General features: G+C 62.7%; 12 protein-coding genes. 7 read left to right on the top strand and 5 right to left on the bottom strand.

The window, feature by feature from the left end; genetic code table 11:
* Positions 1-72: 72 nt before the first annotated feature.
* Positions 73-636 carry a cytochrome b gene (locus AB7535_RS08255; protein WP_085401764.1) on the bottom strand — a complete coding sequence of 188 codons (564 nt, stop codon included), beginning with the start codon at positions 634-636 and terminating at the stop codon, positions 73-75.
* A complete protein-coding gene (locus AB7535_RS08250) occupies positions 633-1,685 on the bottom strand; it encodes a catalase family peroxidase (RefSeq protein WP_085401765.1) in 1,053 nt (350 codons plus the stop codon). Before AB7535_RS08250 ends, AB7535_RS08255 begins: the two co-directional genes overlap by 4 nt.
* A gap of 357 nt (positions 1,686-2,042) precedes the next feature.
* Here AB7535_RS08250 and AB7535_RS08245 point away from each other — a divergent pair, with 357 nt between their 5' ends.
* Both AB7535_RS08245 and AB7535_RS08240 read left to right on the top strand, forming a co-directional pair.
* Positions 2,043-2,936, top strand: a complete 894-nt coding sequence (locus AB7535_RS08245; protein ID WP_085401048.1) for an SDR family NAD(P)-dependent oxidoreductase — start codon at positions 2,043-2,045, stop codon at positions 2,934-2,936.
* 229 nt (positions 2,937-3,165) lie between these two features.
* Positions 3,166-6,069, top strand: coding sequence for an ATP-binding protein (locus AB7535_RS08240; RefSeq protein ID WP_085401047.1), 2,904 nt, complete (start codon positions 3,166-3,168; stop codon positions 6,067-6,069).
* A gap of 261 nt (positions 6,070-6,330) precedes the next feature.
* On the opposite strand, the gene AB7535_RS08235 is transcribed toward AB7535_RS08240, so the two are convergent.
* Both AB7535_RS08235 and AB7535_RS08230 read right to left on the bottom strand, forming a co-directional pair.
* A complete protein-coding gene (locus tag AB7535_RS08235) occupies positions 6,331-9,183 on the bottom strand; it encodes an ATP-binding protein (protein WP_354115604.1) in 2,853 nt (950 codons plus the stop codon).
* A 124-nt stretch (positions 9,184-9,307) separates the two neighbouring features.
* Positions 9,308-9,589, bottom strand: coding sequence for a hypothetical protein (locus AB7535_RS08230; protein ID WP_028153535.1), 282 nt, complete (start codon positions 9,587-9,589; stop codon positions 9,308-9,310).
* Positions 9,590-9,902: 313 nt separating this feature from the next.
* On the opposite strand from AB7535_RS08230, the gene AB7535_RS08225 reads away from it, so the two are divergent.
* The 3 genes from AB7535_RS08225 to AB7535_RS08215 all read left to right on the top strand — a co-directional run bounded on the left by AB7535_RS08225 (position 9,903) and on the right by AB7535_RS08215 (position 12,160).
* Entirely contained in the window at positions 9,903-10,145 is a 243-nt protein-coding gene (locus AB7535_RS08225) for a hypothetical protein (RefSeq protein WP_085401044.1), read from the top strand.
* A gap of 404 nt (positions 10,146-10,549) precedes the next feature.
* Positions 10,550-11,773, top strand: coding sequence for an ABC transporter substrate-binding protein (locus AB7535_RS08220; RefSeq protein ID WP_244623235.1), 1,224 nt, complete (start codon positions 10,550-10,552; stop codon positions 11,771-11,773).
* A 153-nt stretch (positions 11,774-11,926) separates the two neighbouring features.
* The gene (locus tag AB7535_RS08215) at positions 11,927-12,160 is read left to right on the top strand and encodes a hypothetical protein (RefSeq protein ID WP_063984302.1); all 234 of its coding nucleotides are present in this window, start codon (positions 11,927-11,929) and stop codon (positions 12,158-12,160) included.
* A gap of 303 nt (positions 12,161-12,463) precedes the next feature.
* Here AB7535_RS08215 and AB7535_RS08210 read toward each other — a convergent pair whose 3' ends face one another.
* On the bottom strand, positions 12,464-13,357 hold the full coding sequence (locus AB7535_RS08210) for a helix-turn-helix transcriptional regulator (protein WP_085401041.1): 894 nt from the start codon (positions 13,355-13,357) through the stop codon (positions 12,464-12,466).
* 596 nt (positions 13,358-13,953) lie between these two features.
* Between AB7535_RS08210 and AB7535_RS08205 the strand changes: the two genes are divergently transcribed.
* A complete protein-coding gene (locus AB7535_RS08205) occupies positions 13,954-16,854 on the top strand; it encodes an ATP-binding protein (RefSeq protein ID WP_085401039.1) in 2,901 nt (966 codons plus the stop codon).
* Positions 16,855-16,934: 80 nt separating this feature from the next.
* Positions 16,935-18,143 (top strand): ABC transporter substrate-binding protein, encoded by a 1,209-nt coding sequence (locus AB7535_RS08200; RefSeq protein ID WP_085401037.1) that lies wholly within the window; start codon positions 16,935-16,937, stop codon positions 18,141-18,143.
* The last annotated feature ends 24 nt before the right edge of the window (positions 18,144-18,167 follow it).

Genomic DNA, 18,167 nt, shown 5'->3' with positions numbered 1-18,167 from the left:
GAATCTTTCCAGCGCGAAAGATCCTTTTGGGATCGCACGCCTGCGAGGGGCGCCCGCTGGCGCGCCGCGGGTTCATTTCACTTGTGTCACCCTGTCCCGCAGCGGCAGAAGCGACATCGATGCGAATACGCCATCGCGACGGATCAATGCGTGGAACAGCCCCGCCGCCAGATGCAGCAGCACAAGGGCAAAAAAAGCGAAACCCAGATAGACGTGGGCATTCCAGAGCAGCGTGTGCATCAGGTCGCTCTGCGGCAGCAGCGCGGGAATTCGGATCCCGCCATACAGGACGACCGGATAGGCCGCGGCCCAGAGCATGCCGAGACCGAGCAACGGCATGACGATCATGAGGCCATACAGGAGCTGATGCGACAATTTTGCTCCAAACTTCATAGGTCTCGAAAGATCGGCCGGCAATGGCGGCGCACCGTAATGCAGCCGCAACGCCAGCCTGATCAGCACGAGGACCAGCAGGATGACGCCGATCGTCTTGTGGACCAGGATGAGCGGCAGATATTTCGGCGCGACCGTGGAGACCATGCCGACGCCAATGAACAGCATGGCGAGGATGCAGACCGCCATCAGCCAGTGCAGAACCCGCTGGATCAGGGCAAAACGATGAGGAGCGCTGGTCATGGCTTGGCGGTCCCGGTTCGCGGATAGTCCCTGGCTTCGGCCGCGCGCAGATCGTAGGATTTGCGGTAGACCGATGAGCGTGCAGCCGGGAACGGATCGTCCGACACCCGGATTCCCTGTGGCAGGACCGCCGGATCGAAATTGATGTCGCGGCACGGTCCATCGCGCTCCGGCTCGATCCGCTGCACGATCAGCGTTCCGACCTCCACTTTGCGACGGTTCTCCGGCCAGGCCTTGCTCGGATCCGCGGTCGGGTCGCCCGGATCGGCGACGGTCGTGACCATGGTCCATCGCAGTGGACCGGCGGTCCGGACCCGTTCGGTGATCTCCTGCTCGAGATAATCCGGCCCGCGCTTTTCGAGGTCGGCCTGCGAGATCGGAATGGGTTGCGCCGAGGGCAACAGCGACCATCGCACGGTGTGGTCGCCGCCTCCGGCGTCCGTGAAGACGAAGCTGTTGAGACCGTTATAGGGCTCCTCCGCATAACTGCCGGTCCAGGGCGCCGTCTTGGCCCAGGCCGCGAAGGGGCCGAATTCCGGGTTGGCCTGAATGAATGCCTTCATCGCCTCCGGATCCTTCTTTCCGGATGCGATCAGCAGGTCGTGAAATGCTTGCGGCGTGGAAACCGCAAAGACCGGCGGGTTGATCATCGCCATGCGCCACTCTTCGCCGTCTGCCGTCGTGATCTGCAATCCCAGGCCGCGGACGCGCACGGTCGCATCAACCGCGTTCGGATCGGCCGTGCCGAGATTGAAACGGCCCAAGGCCGGATAGTGCCCCTGCGCGAAGACCTTGGCCCGGGAGAGCTCCGCACCGTTTCCATTCGCCTCGAATGTCCCAGTGAAGCAGATTCCCTTGGCATGATTTCGCCGGTGCCCGAGCGGCGGGCCGCTCGGAGGCGTCAGCGCAGCGATCATCCGTTCCGGCGTCAGGCGCCCCGGCGAGAGCCATCCCGCAGTGTATGCGAAGGCAGCCGCGCCGCCGCCGACCACGGCCGCAATCAGGACGAGGGACCCAAGCCCCGAACGTGGTAGCTTGCCTTGATTCATCCGGTCTCCTTTGCGATGCGCAGACCGCCTGGCAATCGGGTGCGCGCGGCGCTCTTTCGAGCGACGCAGCCTCCTTGTAGCCGGCGGCCAAGGCCCGATCTTTTCGAACCCACCGCCAATTTCGCGAAGGCACGCCTGAACTGTCTTCGGCGTTCGCCGGACCGGATCCGGCTTCGGGCATTCTCGAAATTTTTCGTGCAATTTGACAATCGATCGTGATGCCCGAAAAGACCCACCCTGCGCCCCGCCCTATTCCAGATGCGCTTCGCACGATGGCGGCGGTCGACTCCCGAACGATGGACCGTGTCGCGACGGGGCCGCCAGCGCCGCAGAGGCTGGAATGCGATTGGGAATCGAATGAGCAAAGTGATCATCGTCACGGGTGCTGCAAACAGCATCGGACGAACCACCTGCCGGCAACTGATGCAGGCAGGCCACACGGTCTACGTTTCAAGCCGGGAAATGAGTGGCCCTATTGCGCAAGGGATCGAGGAGGCTGGATCAAATCCCGGCCAGCCCGGCCCCGATCTCCGCACGATCGAGTTTGACGTCTCTTCGGAATCCTCAGTGACCTCGGCCGTTGAGACCATCATCGCCGAAAACGGCCGCCTCGACGTGGTCGTGCACAATGCCCGGCAAGTCGTTTACGGACCCGCAGAAGCCTTCACGCCGGAGCAGCTTGCCGAGCTCTACGATACCAACGTCCTGATCGCACAGCGCCTCAATCGCGCGGCGTTGCCACAATTGCGCAAGCAGGGTCAGGGCTTGCTGATATGGATCACGTCAAGCAGCGCGCGGGGCAGCTCGGTTCCGTTCCTCGGCGCCTGTGCTTCAACGGAAGCCGCCCTGGATTCGCTGGCACTCAGTTACGCCGGCGAGCTCGCACGTTGGGGCGTCGAGACGACCATCATCGTTCCCAGTGCTCTCGGACCCGGCCACTATGTCCGATCCGGCCGGCCGCAGGATACTGTTCGGGCGGAAGAATACGCGGATGGTCCAACCGCCGACGTGAGTGAAATCGCGCTTGCGGGACTCGCGCAGCTTTCGCCGAAGGATACGGCCCCACAAGATGTCGCAAGCACAGTTGCGAATGTCGTGAACATGCCGTTCGGACAACGTCCGCTGAAAGTTCATTTCGGCCCGGATGACGATGGGGCGGCAGCTGTCGACGCCGTCGCCGACCGCGCTCGCACGGAACTGTTCCGCCGGATCGGCCTGGAGGATCTTCTCAAGCCCGTGTTGATCCGATGAGATCACCCATTGGCGGAGATTTCCCCAATCGACGGTCGTTCCCAAAAAATCGGGACTCTCCCCGGAGTTCCCTGCCCTCCGGACGAAAGTGATCAGCGACATTCATCGGTGATCCTTTACCGCGATACTGCTGGATGTTACGTTTGGAGCTGCCACCGCGGTCACACGTTTCGGCCCGAGTTCAAGTCATAGAGTACGACGAGTCGGTCGTCGGATTTAATATTTTCAAATGGTCCACCGCTGGCAGAGCAACGCCACAACAGCCACGACCGGACCCTCTCTCCAGGAGAGCTCCGCTCAAGAGATTTTCGTCTTTGGGCCGTTTCGTCTGGACGCCTCGCAGAGACGGATCGAGAAAGATGGCAATCCGGTTCAACTGTCGGCTCGCGCATTTGACCTTCTGCTGACACTGATCCGGCATGCGGGCGACGTCGTCAGCAAGAGCGATTTGATCGCCAGGACATGGCCAGGCTCCAGCGTCGATGACAACAGCTTGCGCGTCCATATCGCAGCACTCCGCAAGGCGCTCGGGGACGGCAATGCCGGCGCCAAATATCTGAGCACGGTCTCGGGACAGGGTTATTGTTTCGTCGGTTCGGCCGCGAGCCCGGAGCAGAATCAACCTGCACCGACCAAGCCTGTTCGCGCGCACAACCTGCCGGCACATCCCTGGCAGATGGTGGGCCGCGAGCAAACCATCCAGGATATATCGGAAAGGCTCAAAGCCCAGCGTTTCATCACGGTCGTCGGCCCGGGCGGCATCGGCAAGACGACGGTCGCTGTTTCCGCGGGCCACGCCCTTCTCGCGGAATTCGCCGGCCAGGTTCACTTCGTCAGTCTCGGTGAGACCCGCGATGCCGCTCTGGTACCGGCCATTGCAGCATCTTCGCTCGGGCTGCGGGCGCGATCGGACGATCCCTCAAACAGTCTTGTTGCAGTCCTGCGCGACCGGCGGATGCTGCTCATTCTGGATTGCTGCGAGCATGTCGTCGACGCCGCAGCCGCGCTGGCCGAACGGCTCTACCAGGAGGCACCGCAGTTGCACATCATGGCCACGAGCCGGGAGCTGCTGCGGGTCGAAGGCGAGCACACATATCGGCTCTCGCCTCTGACAAGCCCGCCGGAAAATGCCGTTCTGACGGCCGAGAGCGCGATTGCCTACCCCTCCGTAAAGCTCTTCGTGGAGCGCGCGGCCGCAGCTGGAGGTGAGTTCGGATTGACGGATGCGAACGCGTCGGACGTCGGCAACCTCTGCTGTCGGCTCAATGGCATCCCGCTCGCGATCGAGCTCACCGCCGGCCATGTGACCGCATACGGAGTCAAGGCCATGGTCCAACTCCTCGACAAGCACTTCAATCTGCTGTGGGAAGGACGACGCACGGCGCTGCCCCGGCACCGGACGCTTCGCGCAACCATCGAGTGGAGCTACGATCTTCTATCCGAGCCCGAACGGGTGGTTCTCAGCCAGCTATCCGTGTTCGTCGGCAGCTTCACCGCCGAAGCCGCCCGAGCGATCGCCGGCAGCGATCCCACTAGCGACGACACGACCATGGCTGCGCTCGACAACCTCGTGGCCAAGTCGATGCTTGCCCTGAACCAGGGCTCGCAATCGATGCGCTACAGGCTCGCGGACGCGACGCGGGCCTACGCGCAGGAGAAGCTCGCCGCCAGCCCCGACGCCGAGATCGTGCCGCTACGCCACGCCTCCTACTTTCGGGATTTGCTTGAAAAGACGGCCGACGAGCCGAATGAAGGCCTGTCGTCGATGGCCGATCAATTCGGCGACATACGCAGCGCGCTGGCGTGGTGCTTCTCGGATCGAGGCGACCGCAGAACCGGCGTCCGCCTCGCTGCGGCAGCGATCCCCCTGTTCTTCAAGCTGTCGCTCTTCACCGAATGCCAGTTCTGGGTCACGCGCGCAATCGAAGCGCTTCATGAGACGGGCGGAAGTGTCAGGCACGACCTCGCACTTCATGCCGCGTTGGCGTCGGCCCGGATGCTGACGGGACAAATCGACGAATTGGGCGTCGGCTATCTCGACAGAGCGGTCAGGTTGGCCGAGACAATTGGCGATGTCGCCGGCCAAATCCGCCTGATTGGCCGACTGCATCTGCTCCAATTGCTGGTCGGCAATTTTGACGATGCGCTGGCCACCGCTAAGCGCGGCGAAGCGATTGCCCTCGCCAGCAACGATTCCGTCGGAGTGGCGCGCATGCGCATGTTGCTCGGAACGTCGTGCCACTATCTGGGCGAGGTTGCCGCGTCTCGCTCGTACGTCGAAGCGGCGCTGTCCCATCCGGGACTGGAAGGCGACTCCCGTGGCGGCCTGACGTCCGATTACCCGAAGCGTCCTCAAATCACCCTCGCCCGCATCTTGTGGCTCGAGGGACATCCCGATCAGGCCACGGCGACGGCGCGCCAAGCCATCTCCGATGTGATCGCCATCAACCATCCGACCATACTGTGCATAGCGCTGCCCTGGGCATTCGGTGTTTTCCTCTGGAACGGAGATGTGGGGGTGTGCGAGGAGCACATTGACAGGCTCCTCGTGGAGACCCGCAAGCATAATCTCGCCACCCTCCAGACGGTCGGCGACGCCATGAAAGGGATTGCGCTACTGGCCCGCGGCGAGAGTGATATCGGGCTGGCCATGCTGAACGCCTCCGTCAAGAAGCTGCAGAGCCAGCGCTACGGCGCGGCGGCCGGACTTTGCGTGCCGCTCGCGGAAGCTCTGGCGGCGACAGGTCGTGGAGATGAAGCACTCGACATCCTCGATCAGGCGATTGCCCGGGGTCGGCGTCGCAACTTCATGGTGGAGATGCCGGACATGTTGCGGGCAAGGGCAGAAGTGCTGATCCGCAAGGACAATCCCGACTTCCTGGAGGCGGAGCGGAGCCTGGCGCAATCACTTGACCTTGCCCGACATCAGGGGGCGCTCGGTTTTGAGTTGCGCACGGCAATCGGTCTTGCAGGGCTATTGCAGCGGCGGGGCCGCCGCAGTGAAGCGCAAGACGTGCTTGCGCCCATCTATGGACGATTCACCGAGGGGTTCAATACGCCCGTCCTGAAAGCGGCCAGCGAATTGCTTGCCGAATTGGCGTCTCCGCCTTCGGGCTCGCTCGCCGCGAGTTAATCTCTCTGACAAACTCGCGTGGGGTGCGCGAACCTGCAGTGGCCAGGTCGCGCGGCTGGCGGCGATGCCGTGCAATCCGGATAGAAGCGCGCGGCATGGAAAGACCGCGTCGAGGGGCCGGCGCATTCTTGGTCCGGCAATAGGACTTCGAAGCCAACGTTCTGGAGCACGGGGGATGCGGCGCTCGCCGAGGCCGCACCTGCGTCCGATGACATGTATCGGACGCCGCCCCCGGGGCATCCTGGAGCACCGACCGTACTATTATGTCGAAAACTCCGTCATCATCGCTCTCGCGAGCCTGAGATCCGTGGTCTCGAAACCCTCAGTGAATTTGCCGTACACAAGAGCCAGGATTTGGTGCGCATCGGCGGGACGGCCCTGACTCGTCCTCAACCGTGCCAGGCTGATGGCCGCTCTCAGCTCCCAGAACAGCGCACCTTGGCCGCGCGCGACTTCGAAAGCCTTGTCGAAGCACTGCTCGGCGGCGATAGCCGAGCGACGCTCGCCGGGATGCCGGAGCAACTCGCCCTTGATGCGCCAGAGCTCAGCCGCGTACCACCGCTCATCCCTCGCCTCGCAGCGCGCAAGCGCCTCGTCCGCGGTCGCAAGCCCCAGCGATACTTCGCCGACCTCTCCGAGACATGCTGCCAGTTCGCCGAGAGGAAGCAGGAAGCGCGGCAGGAAACGCGCCTCGCCCGCCAGCTCGAGCGCCTTGCGCAGCAACGTCAATCCGGCGGCGACATCGCCACGCCGCGCCATCACCATGCCCCTGAAGGCGCGCGCCCATACGTTCCATAGACGGATCGGATGACGTTCGGTGTGCTCGAGCAGCATGGTGCAATAGCCTTCCGCAGCATCGAGGTCGCCGGCCAGGAAAGCAATCGGACAGGCACCCTGGCCGAGTACGCTGCAGAAGGTCAGGGCATGACCACTCGCACGGCCCTCCTCGACATTGCGCTCGACGACGCTCAGTGCCTGATCCGCCAACCCGAGAAGCCACAGGATGCGCGCCTGGAAATAGCGTGCCGAGGCTCGCAGGTCGAACCTGAAACGGATCACCTGCGGCTTCGCCGCCAGATCGGAAAGGCGAGACAAGGTCCGCCCAATGTGATGATGCGCCAACCGCTGGTCACCGAGGTAGTGCAGCGTCGTGGCAAGCAGCCGATCGCCCATCATCCGGTCGACCGAATTTTGGGAATCGGCCACGATATCCGCGAAGCGGTGCGCGAATTCCAACGCCTTGCGGAACTCGCCGTTGTTGAATTGATCGATGCAGAGCCCCCAAAGCGCACGCAACAGATAGTCGCTGTCGCCGAGCTGCTCGGCCAGCTGCAGGGTCGCCGCCCAGGCCGGACCGGCCTCTCGAGCCCTGCCAACGCCGTACATCAGTGACCAGCCAAGCGCGGCCGATAATTGCATGCGGAGCCGCAAAGCGCCCGCGGCGCTGCCGTCGAGGCTGGCCAACGCCAGTTCGGTCCGCTCGCGGCACTCGGCGAGGAGCGACAATTGTACCCATAACGGGACGGCCCCTGCGGTCAGCGCCACTCCGATCTGCGCATCTCCGTCGGGCGAGAAAGCCCAATCGAGGCTGGATCGTACGTTGTCGATGTGCTGGCCATAAAAGCCGAGCCACTCCGCCTGCGGTTTCACTTCGCTGTCAGCTTCCGCATTCGCAAAGAACCCGCCATAGTATCCGGCCTGGCGGCGCGCGACGCCGGGAAATTCGCCGCTGGCGTGAAGCTTTTCCAGCGCATAGGCGCGCGTGGTGTCCAGCAGGCGATAGTACGGGCGCTCGCCGCGAATATCCGCAAGGACGAGCGACTTTGCCACCAGGTTGGCAAGCTCCGCGGTGACATCGCCCATCCCTTCGCCGGCGACCGCGATCACGGCATCGAGTAGAAACTCTCCGGCAAACACGCCGAGCCGCCGCAGAACCCGCGCCTCGGCGTCCGGCAGTAGATCGTAGCTCCAGTCGAGCGTCGCACGAAGCGTTTGCTGCCTGGGCAACGCAGTACGCCGGCCGGTCGTCAGAAATTTGAACCTGTCGTCGAGAAGTGCCGCGATCTTCGGCGGACTGAGCATCACGGCGCGCGCCGCCGCGAACTCGATCGCGAGCGGAATGCCATCCAGCCGGCGGCAGATGGCTGCGACGGCATCAAGGTTCTCTTCGTCGAGCGCGAAGCTGGAGCCCAGCGCTTTCGCTCTGGTCGTGAACAATTCTACCGCCGTGTAGGCCGATGCGGCGTCAGACCCGAGCCGGACTTCGGGCGGCACACCCAGGGGCGGAACGCGATAGACATGTTCGCCGTCAATGCGCAGCGCTTCGCGACTTGTCGCCAGGACGATCGTTCCGGAACACTGGCTGACGATCGTCTCGGCCAGTTGGGCCACGGTATCAACGACGTGCTCGCAATTGTCGAGAATGAGCAACAACTGCCTGGCTCCAATCGCGCGCGCTATGGAGCCCGGGGTGATCTCCTCCCCTTCGAGCTTGATACGGAGCGTGCTGGCGACGGCCGAGCACACGAGCTTGGGATCGGGCAGCGAGGCCAATTCGACCAGCAACCGGTCGGCCGCAAAACCGGCTGGCGGCGTCCTGGCAGCTTGTAGTGCAAGGGCCGTCTTGCCGATCCCGCCAGGCCCGACGAGGCTCACGACGCGATAAGCCGATAGAAGCTCCCACAAACGCGCGACCGCGGTGGTGCGGCCGATGAGAACGAATGATGCATTGGGAATGTTGGTCGACGGCAGTGGCTGGGGTGCGGCAGATTGTAGCGGGGCAGCCATCTGCCGGGTCCGCCATGAACCCAGCAGGCGATAGCCCCGGCCGACCGTTGTCGCCAGCATGTCACGATCCGAACCAAAGGCCTTCCGGATCGCCGCGATATGGACCCGAAGTGCACTCTCCTCGACGAAGACGCCGCGCCAGACACGCTCCGTCAGGTCATTCTTGGTGACCAGCCCGCCTTCGGCCTGAGCCAATTCCGCAAGAATCTCGAAGGCACGACCGCCCAGAGGAACGGACTCTCCCATCGAGCGCAGTTCGCGTCTGGCAAGATCGATCTCCCATTCAGCGCAAGCGTAGACGGGGCGCTGGTTTGGCTCGGCCATCATCGGCATAGCCCCAGGCGGTTGCTTGATCTTGCGCCCAGCGTATCACCAACGCATTCAAAATACACAATCTGTCCGGCGACCAAGGCCGCCAGACACTCGCCGCAAATATCGCAATGCTCGCACGTCAGCAGCCGCGACAGATGGATCCTTCCAGCATCTTCTCGACCCGTGCGTCCTCCTTGTCGATGGTCGCATCCGAGCCGAGCAGCGGTCCCTTCGTCGGATGACCAACCCCCTCCGATGACGGGAGCGCGGTGCCGAGCGAGTTCGTTCCCGGCGCAGCAGCGCTGGTACCGAGCGCGCCACCGCTCTCCATCGACATGTGGGATCCCATGCCGCCGCGGGCCGATGCGACACCCGAGAGCGCAAGACTGGCGACGACGCAGAGAAACCAGAGCAGTCTCATGGCTCACACTCCTCATGTTGTATGACCTGCACCTAGAACTGGGCGTCGCACACGATTCGACCACGCACGATCGCGCGAGCAACTATGACAATTGTGACAGAGTTCGGCTTCGAAGACGCATCAGACCTTGGTAACCGCGCGCACTGCCTGATATTCCCGTCATCTTCTCGCAAGAGTGATGCTCAACAAGCGGGGTTTTCCGGCCGGACTGCCTATATAGCCCGGTATAGAAAGCAATTCCGGAAACGCCATCAGCCGAGCAGCGATCATCGCCAAGCGACTCTCCGCACATCACAAGCAATGGAGAATCGCTATGAGTGCATTCAAAACCCTGATCGCCGCAGTGCTGCTTTCAACGGCAACGATATCATCCGCCTCCGCGGCCTGGTCCTATGCCGATCAGGAGCCCGCCGCATTTGCATCAATGTATCCCAATCGCGACGTGCTGAATGGCGGCGCATTGACGCCGGCAGGGCGAATGGGTCTCGAGCGGTCCGGTGGCGCGGCTCCGGTGTTCGGAGCGGGCCACATCTACAACCGCCACGGGCATCGGTGAGCGGCGGCAACACGCAAAGGCAAATTGCCGCGTCACCATGCCTGTCTGTGACCTCGCTCGGAGTGCGACCGCGCCATGCGGCGCACCCCGCGGGTCCGGAGCCTCGATCGATATCATCGGCTCCGAACGTTTGTTCGCGACGACGGCGTAGAACGCTCCCCCAGATCGGGCGCCGGTGACGGGTCAATTCTACGCACACCATTGTAAAACTTCACAGTTCTTCAGCTTCTGTAATCCGGCTCGCGTCGGGTCCCGCGCTACACTCCGGCTATCGACTGTTGGACGAGCAGGCCCTCCATTGGCGCCATACCGCCGCCCGGCAGGCACGAAGACCAGCAGCGCTATGGAGGCATCGCTTGATCACCGGTGGAAGTGGCCATTTGAGTCCGGACATTGCGAGGCGCTTGCGAAAACTAGCGATCGTCGCCGTCATATTTGCGGCCGGCGCAGCCAGCGCCTCTGCGCAACAGCGATACGATCCCGGTGCGAGCGACACCGAGATCAGGATCGGCAACATCATGCCCTATAGCGGCCCGGCATCGGCTTACGGCATCATCGGCAGGACGATGAGTGCGTATTTTCGCATGGTCAACGACAATGGCGGCATCAACGGCCGGACAGTCGCGTTCATCTCCTACGACGATGGCTACAATCCGTCCCGAGCGGTCGAGCAGGCACGGCGGCTCGTCGAGGACGACGAAGTGCTCGCGATCTTCGCCCCCTTCGGTACCGCGAGCAACGCCGCCATTCAAAGGTACATGAACCATCGCCACGTGCCGCAATTGTTCGCCATATCGGGGGCATCTCGCTGGGCTGATCCCGTCCACTTTCCGTGGACGATCGGCTGGCTACCGAGCTACCGAACCGAGGCACGCATCTACGCGGACTATATCCTGACGCATCACCCTGGCGCCAGGATCGGCATCCTCTACCAGAACGACGACTTCGGACGCGACTATCTGGCTGGCCTGAAGGAGGTGCTACAAGACGGGTACGCGCAAATGGTGGTTGCGAGCCTGCCATATGAAATCAGCGAGCCGACAATCGACTCGCAGATCGTGGCGATCAAGGCGGCCGCCCCCGACATTTTCATCAATGTCGCCACGCCAAAATTCGCGGCTCAGGCGATCAGGAAGCTCGCCGAGCTGGACTGGCATCCCGTCCACATCATGACGAACGTCTCGGTTTCGGTCGGCTCTGTGTTGAAGCTCGCAGGACTGGACAACGCGAAGGGAGTCCTGAGTGCCGGGTACCAGATGGACGTGACCGACCCGCAGTGGGACTCATACCCGGGCATGCAGCATTTTCGCGCGTTCATGGCGAAATACTATCCGGACGCAGATCGATCCGAAAGCGGCCCGCTGGTGGCATTCAATATGTCGAGCGCGCTCGTTGAGGTGCTTAGGCGCTGTGGCGACGATCTCACACGCGAGAGGATCATGCAGGTGGCGACGAATCTCGACATCGAGGGGGCGGCCTATATTCCCGGCGTCCGGGTCAAGACATCGCCGACGGACTTTCGCCCGATTGAGCATCTCCAAATGATGCGCTTCACCGGCGAGAAGTGGGAATGGTTCGGTCCGCTCATGAATGGCCATTCGGACCAGATAACGCTTTCGCCCGACTAGCGAGCAATCGCTTTCGAGATGAAGCGCGGGCGCCGACTTCGTGCAAAGGCGAAAATGATCGTTCAATTGATACTGCTCATCCGACACACGCGTACACATGTCTGGCAGGCGAGCCGAGGCGTTCCCGGCGTCGCTTTGTCAAGGAGACGTGCAATGACTACACTGAAGCTCTTGTCGGCGGGACTGATGGTTTCGGCCATGATCGCCTCCCCCGCGATGGCTCGCGAAGGCAACAACCAGGCGCGCCGGACCAATGACGACGCCTATGCGTCGGTTCAGCGCGTTCCGGTGACGTCCAAGCGCAACTGTGTTCGCGCTCCCGACGTCGGCGCGTATGCGAGCGACCCCTGGCGTCGGCCTCCGTGCGAGCCCAAGTCGGGCTATTGAGCACGCCAGCCGGAGCGAGCCCCCTTGCCGCAAGGCAATCGTCAGCGCGGACTTGAAGAGATTCATCTCGGCGCTTCGGGGGCTTCCATCTCACAGACGTGACTGGAGGAAGAATGGCGGCCCTATGAAGCCCCGTTCTTCCGACCGGCCCTGTCTGAGACGCATTGATCCGTACCAACGCCGCGGCCCGGCATCTGCAGCGGATCCGAGAGCGATGCCAGCTCCATCGCGGAATTCACCAACCTCGCCACTGCAGTCTCAGGCCCCGCGAGGGCAGAGGCCTATTCGGTCGAGGCAGGGGCATCAAAGATCGAATCCAGCCGCAGCGGCATCTCGCCATCGACTCGGCGTGTCACCCGTGAAGCGCCTGAACGTCGTCGTGAAGTGGGCCTGGCTCTGAAAACCCACTGTGAGCGCGACCTCAACAATCGGCATCTCGCAGTCCCGCAGCAGATCCTTGGAGCGCTGTATCCGGTGCCGCAAGATATATTCGTGAGGCCTGCAACCCGTCGCGGCGCGGAACTGGGCGGCGAAATGCATCCGGCTCAGGCCCGCGGCCGCGGCAAGATCCGCCAGCACGATTTTCTTGCGGAAGTGAGTCTCGATATAGTCGAGCACCCGCTTGAGCCGCCACTTCTGCAATCCGTGGACCGGCCTTTCAGAAGTGCATTGGCCGACGCGGGCTCGCTCGTCGAACCTCGGCTCCGCCTCGGACCGCAAGGCAAGGAGCCGGGCAATGACGGCAAATCGCAGGGCGTCGACGCAAAGGGCGCTATCGGTGGCCTTCAATCGCTCCATCGCGACGAGAGCTTCGGACAGGCGCTGAACAACCGGATCGTCGTCACAAATGGGCGCCGTTGTCAGAGAGCTAGGTGCAGTCATGGCCGCGCGTTGCCACGGGATTTCGACGCGAAGCCAGCCGGTGTCGCGCGCCGGATTACACGGGGATATGCTGGAGCTGCGCCGTGGCCGCCCTTCGATCGCAATGACCAGACCGAGCCGCTCGAAGGCAATCGTCGTTGCATCAAGGGGGGACAGATCGTCCCTGCGCGAAACGGTGGTAGGCGCGATGACCTTCGGAAGCGGCGCGATCGAGGCCATTGCGATGGCCGAGCGGAAATCTGTTTCGTCCGCGGTGACGGTCGCCTGGGTGTCGCCATGCTTCGGTTGTGGCGACAGTAATAATGGCTGAGACATGATCTTACTCTGGCAAGGACAATCCAAACGATGATGCCCCATTCCGGCGAAGCGCATCGATCGCAGAGTAAGGTAGCAAGCTATGGCCCGATCGCGAGTGAAGAGGCGCAAAATCAGGAAACTTCAGGCTCTCCTTCGCCGACTTGCCGACACAGTCGAAGCGATGCGTCGTGCCATCCTTTCAATCGAGATGCCGCGCGATATCCTGCAGCTCGCGATGTGAACAGGTGTCGCTTCGACCGCTCGATAACGAAGAGACCAAGCAGGCTGCCGAGCTTCTGAACCGTTGCGACGCGAAGTCCCCTGCCCCGTGTTGCTGTCGGGATGTGCTGCACGCTCCTTCCGGCCCGCTCTCCCATTTTGGCACTCCCATTCGTCCTCACGAATTCGTGTGCAAGCAACGAGCGTTTCGGACGCCTGCATCGAGCCATGGCGAACAGCCGGCTACTGAGAAGGTCGTCTTGACACCCCAACGGCCTCCCCTGTACGACACCTGGGCATACTGACGCTTTCAGAATCTTGCCAGGGGCGGTGATCTTTGGGGGTCACGTCACTCTCCTAGATTGCGGCAGTGAAGCTGATCCACGGACCCCCTTATGTCGCCTTCGCCCGCTGTACGAACCTACTCTTTCGGTAACTGGCTCATCGATTGCCAGCGGAGAGAGCTGAAGTGCGACAACATCACGGTCCCGATCGGAAGCCGCGCATTCGAGATTCTCGAGAAACTGGCGGGTTGCGCCGGTCACCTGGTGACCAAGGATGATTTGATCGGAAGTGTCTGGTCAGGCCTGGCCGTCGAGGACAACACGCTACAGGTCCATATCTCCGCCGTCCGCAAGGCGCTGGGCAAAGATCGCGATCTCCTCAAGACGATCTCGGGCCGTGGATATACCCTCGCCGGGACCTGGCGAAGCGGGCATTTGGATCAGCCCGCAGCGACATCGGTATCCGTCCCGGCCATCGAATCCTTTTCGAACAACCTGCCGAACACGCGCGCTCCTCTTATCGGGCGCGAGGATTGCCTGAGCGAAATTGCCGAACTTATGTTCGCATATCGGGCCGTGACTTTGGTCGGCCCGGGAGGCATCGGGAAAACAAAGCTGGCCATCGAACTTGCGCGCCTGGTCGCATCCTCATTCGATGGTGCGGTGGCGCTGGTCGAGCTCGCGACCTTGCATGATCCGGCACTTGCGACATCGACCACCGCCCGTGCGCTCAAGCTGGCCTTGAGTGACAAGGAGGTTTCGGCCGCCTGCATCGCGCAGGCTATCGGGTCACGGCGTCTGCTTCTCATCTTGGACAATTGCGAGCATGTCATCGACATCGCTGCACAGATCGCGAGTGCCGCACTTCGCTATTGTCCCAATGTCACTATTCTTTCGACCAGTCGGGAAGGCCTCCGCATCGATGGCGAATACGTTGCGACCATCCCGCCGCTGTCGGTTCCGGACTCTGGTTTGCGTGATCCCGGTGTGCTGTTGCAGGCAAGCGCCGTGCAGCTCTTCGTCGCTCGCACACAGTCGCTACGCGCGAACTTCTCTCCAGGCGCGGACGATCTGCTGAAAGTGGCTGCCATCTGTCGCCGGCTCGACGGAATTCCGCTCGCGCTGGAATTCGCCGCGGCTCAGACCGCGAATCTTGGGGTCGACACGGTCTTGCTTCGCCTGGACAGGCGAATGGAGTTGCTGAGCGGCGGCCGCAGGGACCAACTGCCACGGCACCAGACCCTGCGAGCGACGCTGGACTGGAGCTACGATCTGTTATCGCCCGACGAGCAAAGGCTGTTGTGCTGGCTCGCGGTGTTTCCGGCAGGTTTCACACTCGATGCGGCCATTGCAATGATGGACGACGCGTTGTCCCGGTCGGACGTCATCGAAACACTGTTCAATCTGGTCGGAAAATCGCTGGTCTCGCTCGATCCCTCCTTCGAAGGGCGGTGGCGTCTGCTGGAGACCACCCGCGCCTATGCTCTGGAGAAGCTGGCAGAAGCAGGGCTCTGCGAGCAGGCCAGCAGACGGCATGCGGGCTTTCTCAGGCAGCTCATCATGCCACCTGGCGATGCCTCCCCCGCCTCCGACGATCTCACTCGCCTTGCCCAGGAAATTGGAAACGTGCATGCAGCGCTCGACTGGGCCTTCGCACCCGGCGGCGATGCCGCGCTCGGCGTAGAGCTGACGGCCGGCTTTGTGCCGGTGTGGATGCAACTGCTGTCCTTCATGGAATGCTCGACCCGGGTCGAGCACGCTCTCGCCCATCTTGACGGAGAGCTCACCTGCAATCCAAGGCTCAAGGCGCAGCTCTACGTCGCGCTGGGGTTCGCGCTTCTCAATACGACTGGCTCGGCGGATCGCATGAAGGCGGCCCTGAACATCGGGCTTGCACTCGGCGAAGAGCTGTCCGATCTCGAGCTTCAGCTCAAGGCTGTTTGGACGCTGTGGAGCTATAATCTCAACTCGGGCCAATATGACGCGGCCAAGAGCGTCGGAGAGCGATATCTGGCGATCGCCCTTCGCACGGGAAACCCCGCCAACGAGACGGTCGGCCGCCGCCTGATCGGCGCCGCCACCCATTTTTACGGCGCGCAGGAGGAAGCTCGACGCGAACTGACCCTGTCCCTGGACCACTCGGCTCACGGATTGAAGGACGGCACGAACCAGATGTGGTTCCTGCTCAACCAGACCGTCCTGGCAAAGGCCATGTTAGCCCGCGTGCTGCTGCTCCAGGGAAAGATCGCCCAGAGCAGATCCCTGGCCGCGGAATGCCTCGAGGAGGCGCAGCGTGAGAAGGACAAGCTCGCGATCGCTTACGCGCTGCGGAACGCCGTGTGCCCCATTGCGCTGATGACGCATGATGTCGCCACTGCCGATCAGGCGATAGCGTCTCTCCTCGAGCTCGTCACGCGCGAGGGAATAGCTTTCTGGACGAGCTGGACGTCCTGCCTGAAGGGGCAGTTGCTCGTCCTGCAAGGCAGACATCACGATGGAATAGATCTGCTGCGCAGCGGACTGAAAGCGCGGGCCGAGAACGGCTGGCTGATGCGCAATCCCGAATTTCTCGGATCGCTCGCCGAAGGACTGTTCGCGGTCGGCGAGACTGCGCAGGCCCTGGCCGCCGTGGAAGATGCCCTGGCCATCTCCCGGCAAGGCCAGCAATTGTGGTGCCTTGCTGATCTGCTGCGGATCAAGGGCGAGATCCTGCTTGCCGATGGCTCGTCAGATCGGTCCCGCTCGGAAGTCCTGTTCTCCGAGGGCCTGTCCGTTGCCAGAGAGCAGCAATGCCGCTTCTATGAGCTGAAGGTCGCGGCAGCCTGGGCAAGGATCATGGCGGCGTCGGACCGCCAGCAGACCGCTCTCGATCTCGTCGGTCCGGTCAGCGCTCTGTTCGATCGGGAGGTCGATCTTCCCGCGCTCGCCTTTGCGCGCGGTCTCGCTGCAAGTCCCGGCATCTCGATTTCGACAGGCGGCGACGACCGGCCCCCGTCCTGCACCTGCCACTAGGTTGCTGATCTTTTCGACCGGCACGACATGTCCTGCAGCGCTGGACCAGCCCTCACACTCAATCCTCCGGATCGCACCAGATGAGCATCTCTCGACGACAGGTCTTAGGCAGTGTTGGCGCGTCGGTGTTTTCGCCCGGCATCATCCGCGCCCAGGGCACGAGACCGATCAGGATCGGCGAGATCAACTCCTATAGCAGCGCGCCCGCGTTTACCCTGCCCTATCGCCGCGGCTGGCAGTTGGCGGTCGAACAGCTGAATGCGAGTGGAGGTCTCCTCGGGCGAGAGCTGCAGGTCATCAGCCGGGACGATGAAGGCAAGCCGAGCGTCGCGCTGCGTGCCGCCGAAGAACTGGTGCGGCGGAATGACGTCGATCTTCTGGCAGGCGCATATCTGTCGAATGTCGGACTGGCAATCAGCGACTTCGCCCGGCAAAACCGGATCCTCTTCGTGGCGAGCGAACCGCTCACCGACGCCCTCGTTTGGGAGCAAGGGCATCGATATTGTTACCGGCTCCGCCCCTCGACATACATGCTGGCAGCCATGCTGGTGGAGGAGGCAGCTCAATTGAAGGCGACGCGGTGGGCGACGATCGCCCCGAACTACGAATACGGGCAGTCGGCCGTAAGATGGTTCACGCAGCTTCTGAGCCGCCGTCGTCCCGACGTCGAGTTCATCAACAGTCAGTGGCCGCCGCTGGGCGCCATTGATGCCGGCGTGGTCGTTAACGCTCTCGCGCAGCAGAAACCCGAAGCGATCCTCAACGTCACCTTCGGACCCGATCTCGCCAGATTTGTCCGGCAAGGCAATGATCGCGGCCTGTTCGAAGGGCGACACGTCGTGTCGTTCACGACCGGCGAACCCGAATACCTTCTTCCGCTCGGGCAGGACGCCCCGGAAGGATGGATCGTGACCGGCTATCCGGTGACCGAGGTCTTGGATCACGCCAACAACGCCTTCGTCTCGGCCTATTCCGCACGATATGGCGAGGCTCCCACGATGGGATCCGTGGTCGGTCACGCCTTGATCAGCTCCATCGTGGCACCGATCGCAAAGCTCGGGAAATTCGATACCGAGGCGATGGCCGACGGCTTTGGCAACGTCGGCTTCGAAACGCCGTTCGGCCCGGCGATTTGGCGTTCGATCGACCATCAGAGCACCATGGGGACCTTCGTCGGCCGCACCACTGTACGGGGCAACAAGGGCGTGATGGTGGACTGGAAATACCGGGACGGTGGAACGATGCTGCCGCCCGACGCCGAAGTTTTGAAGCTACGCCCGGCAACGTGAAGCGCTGGTACGGCCAAGGCTACG

This window comes from Bradyrhizobium sp. 956_D2_N1_4 (genome assembly GCF_052076025.1).
GTDB classification, from domain to species: domain Bacteria; phylum Pseudomonadota; class Alphaproteobacteria; order Rhizobiales; family Xanthobacteraceae; genus Bradyrhizobium; species Bradyrhizobium barranii.
This window is presented reverse-complemented; position numbering and strand designations above follow the sequence as displayed.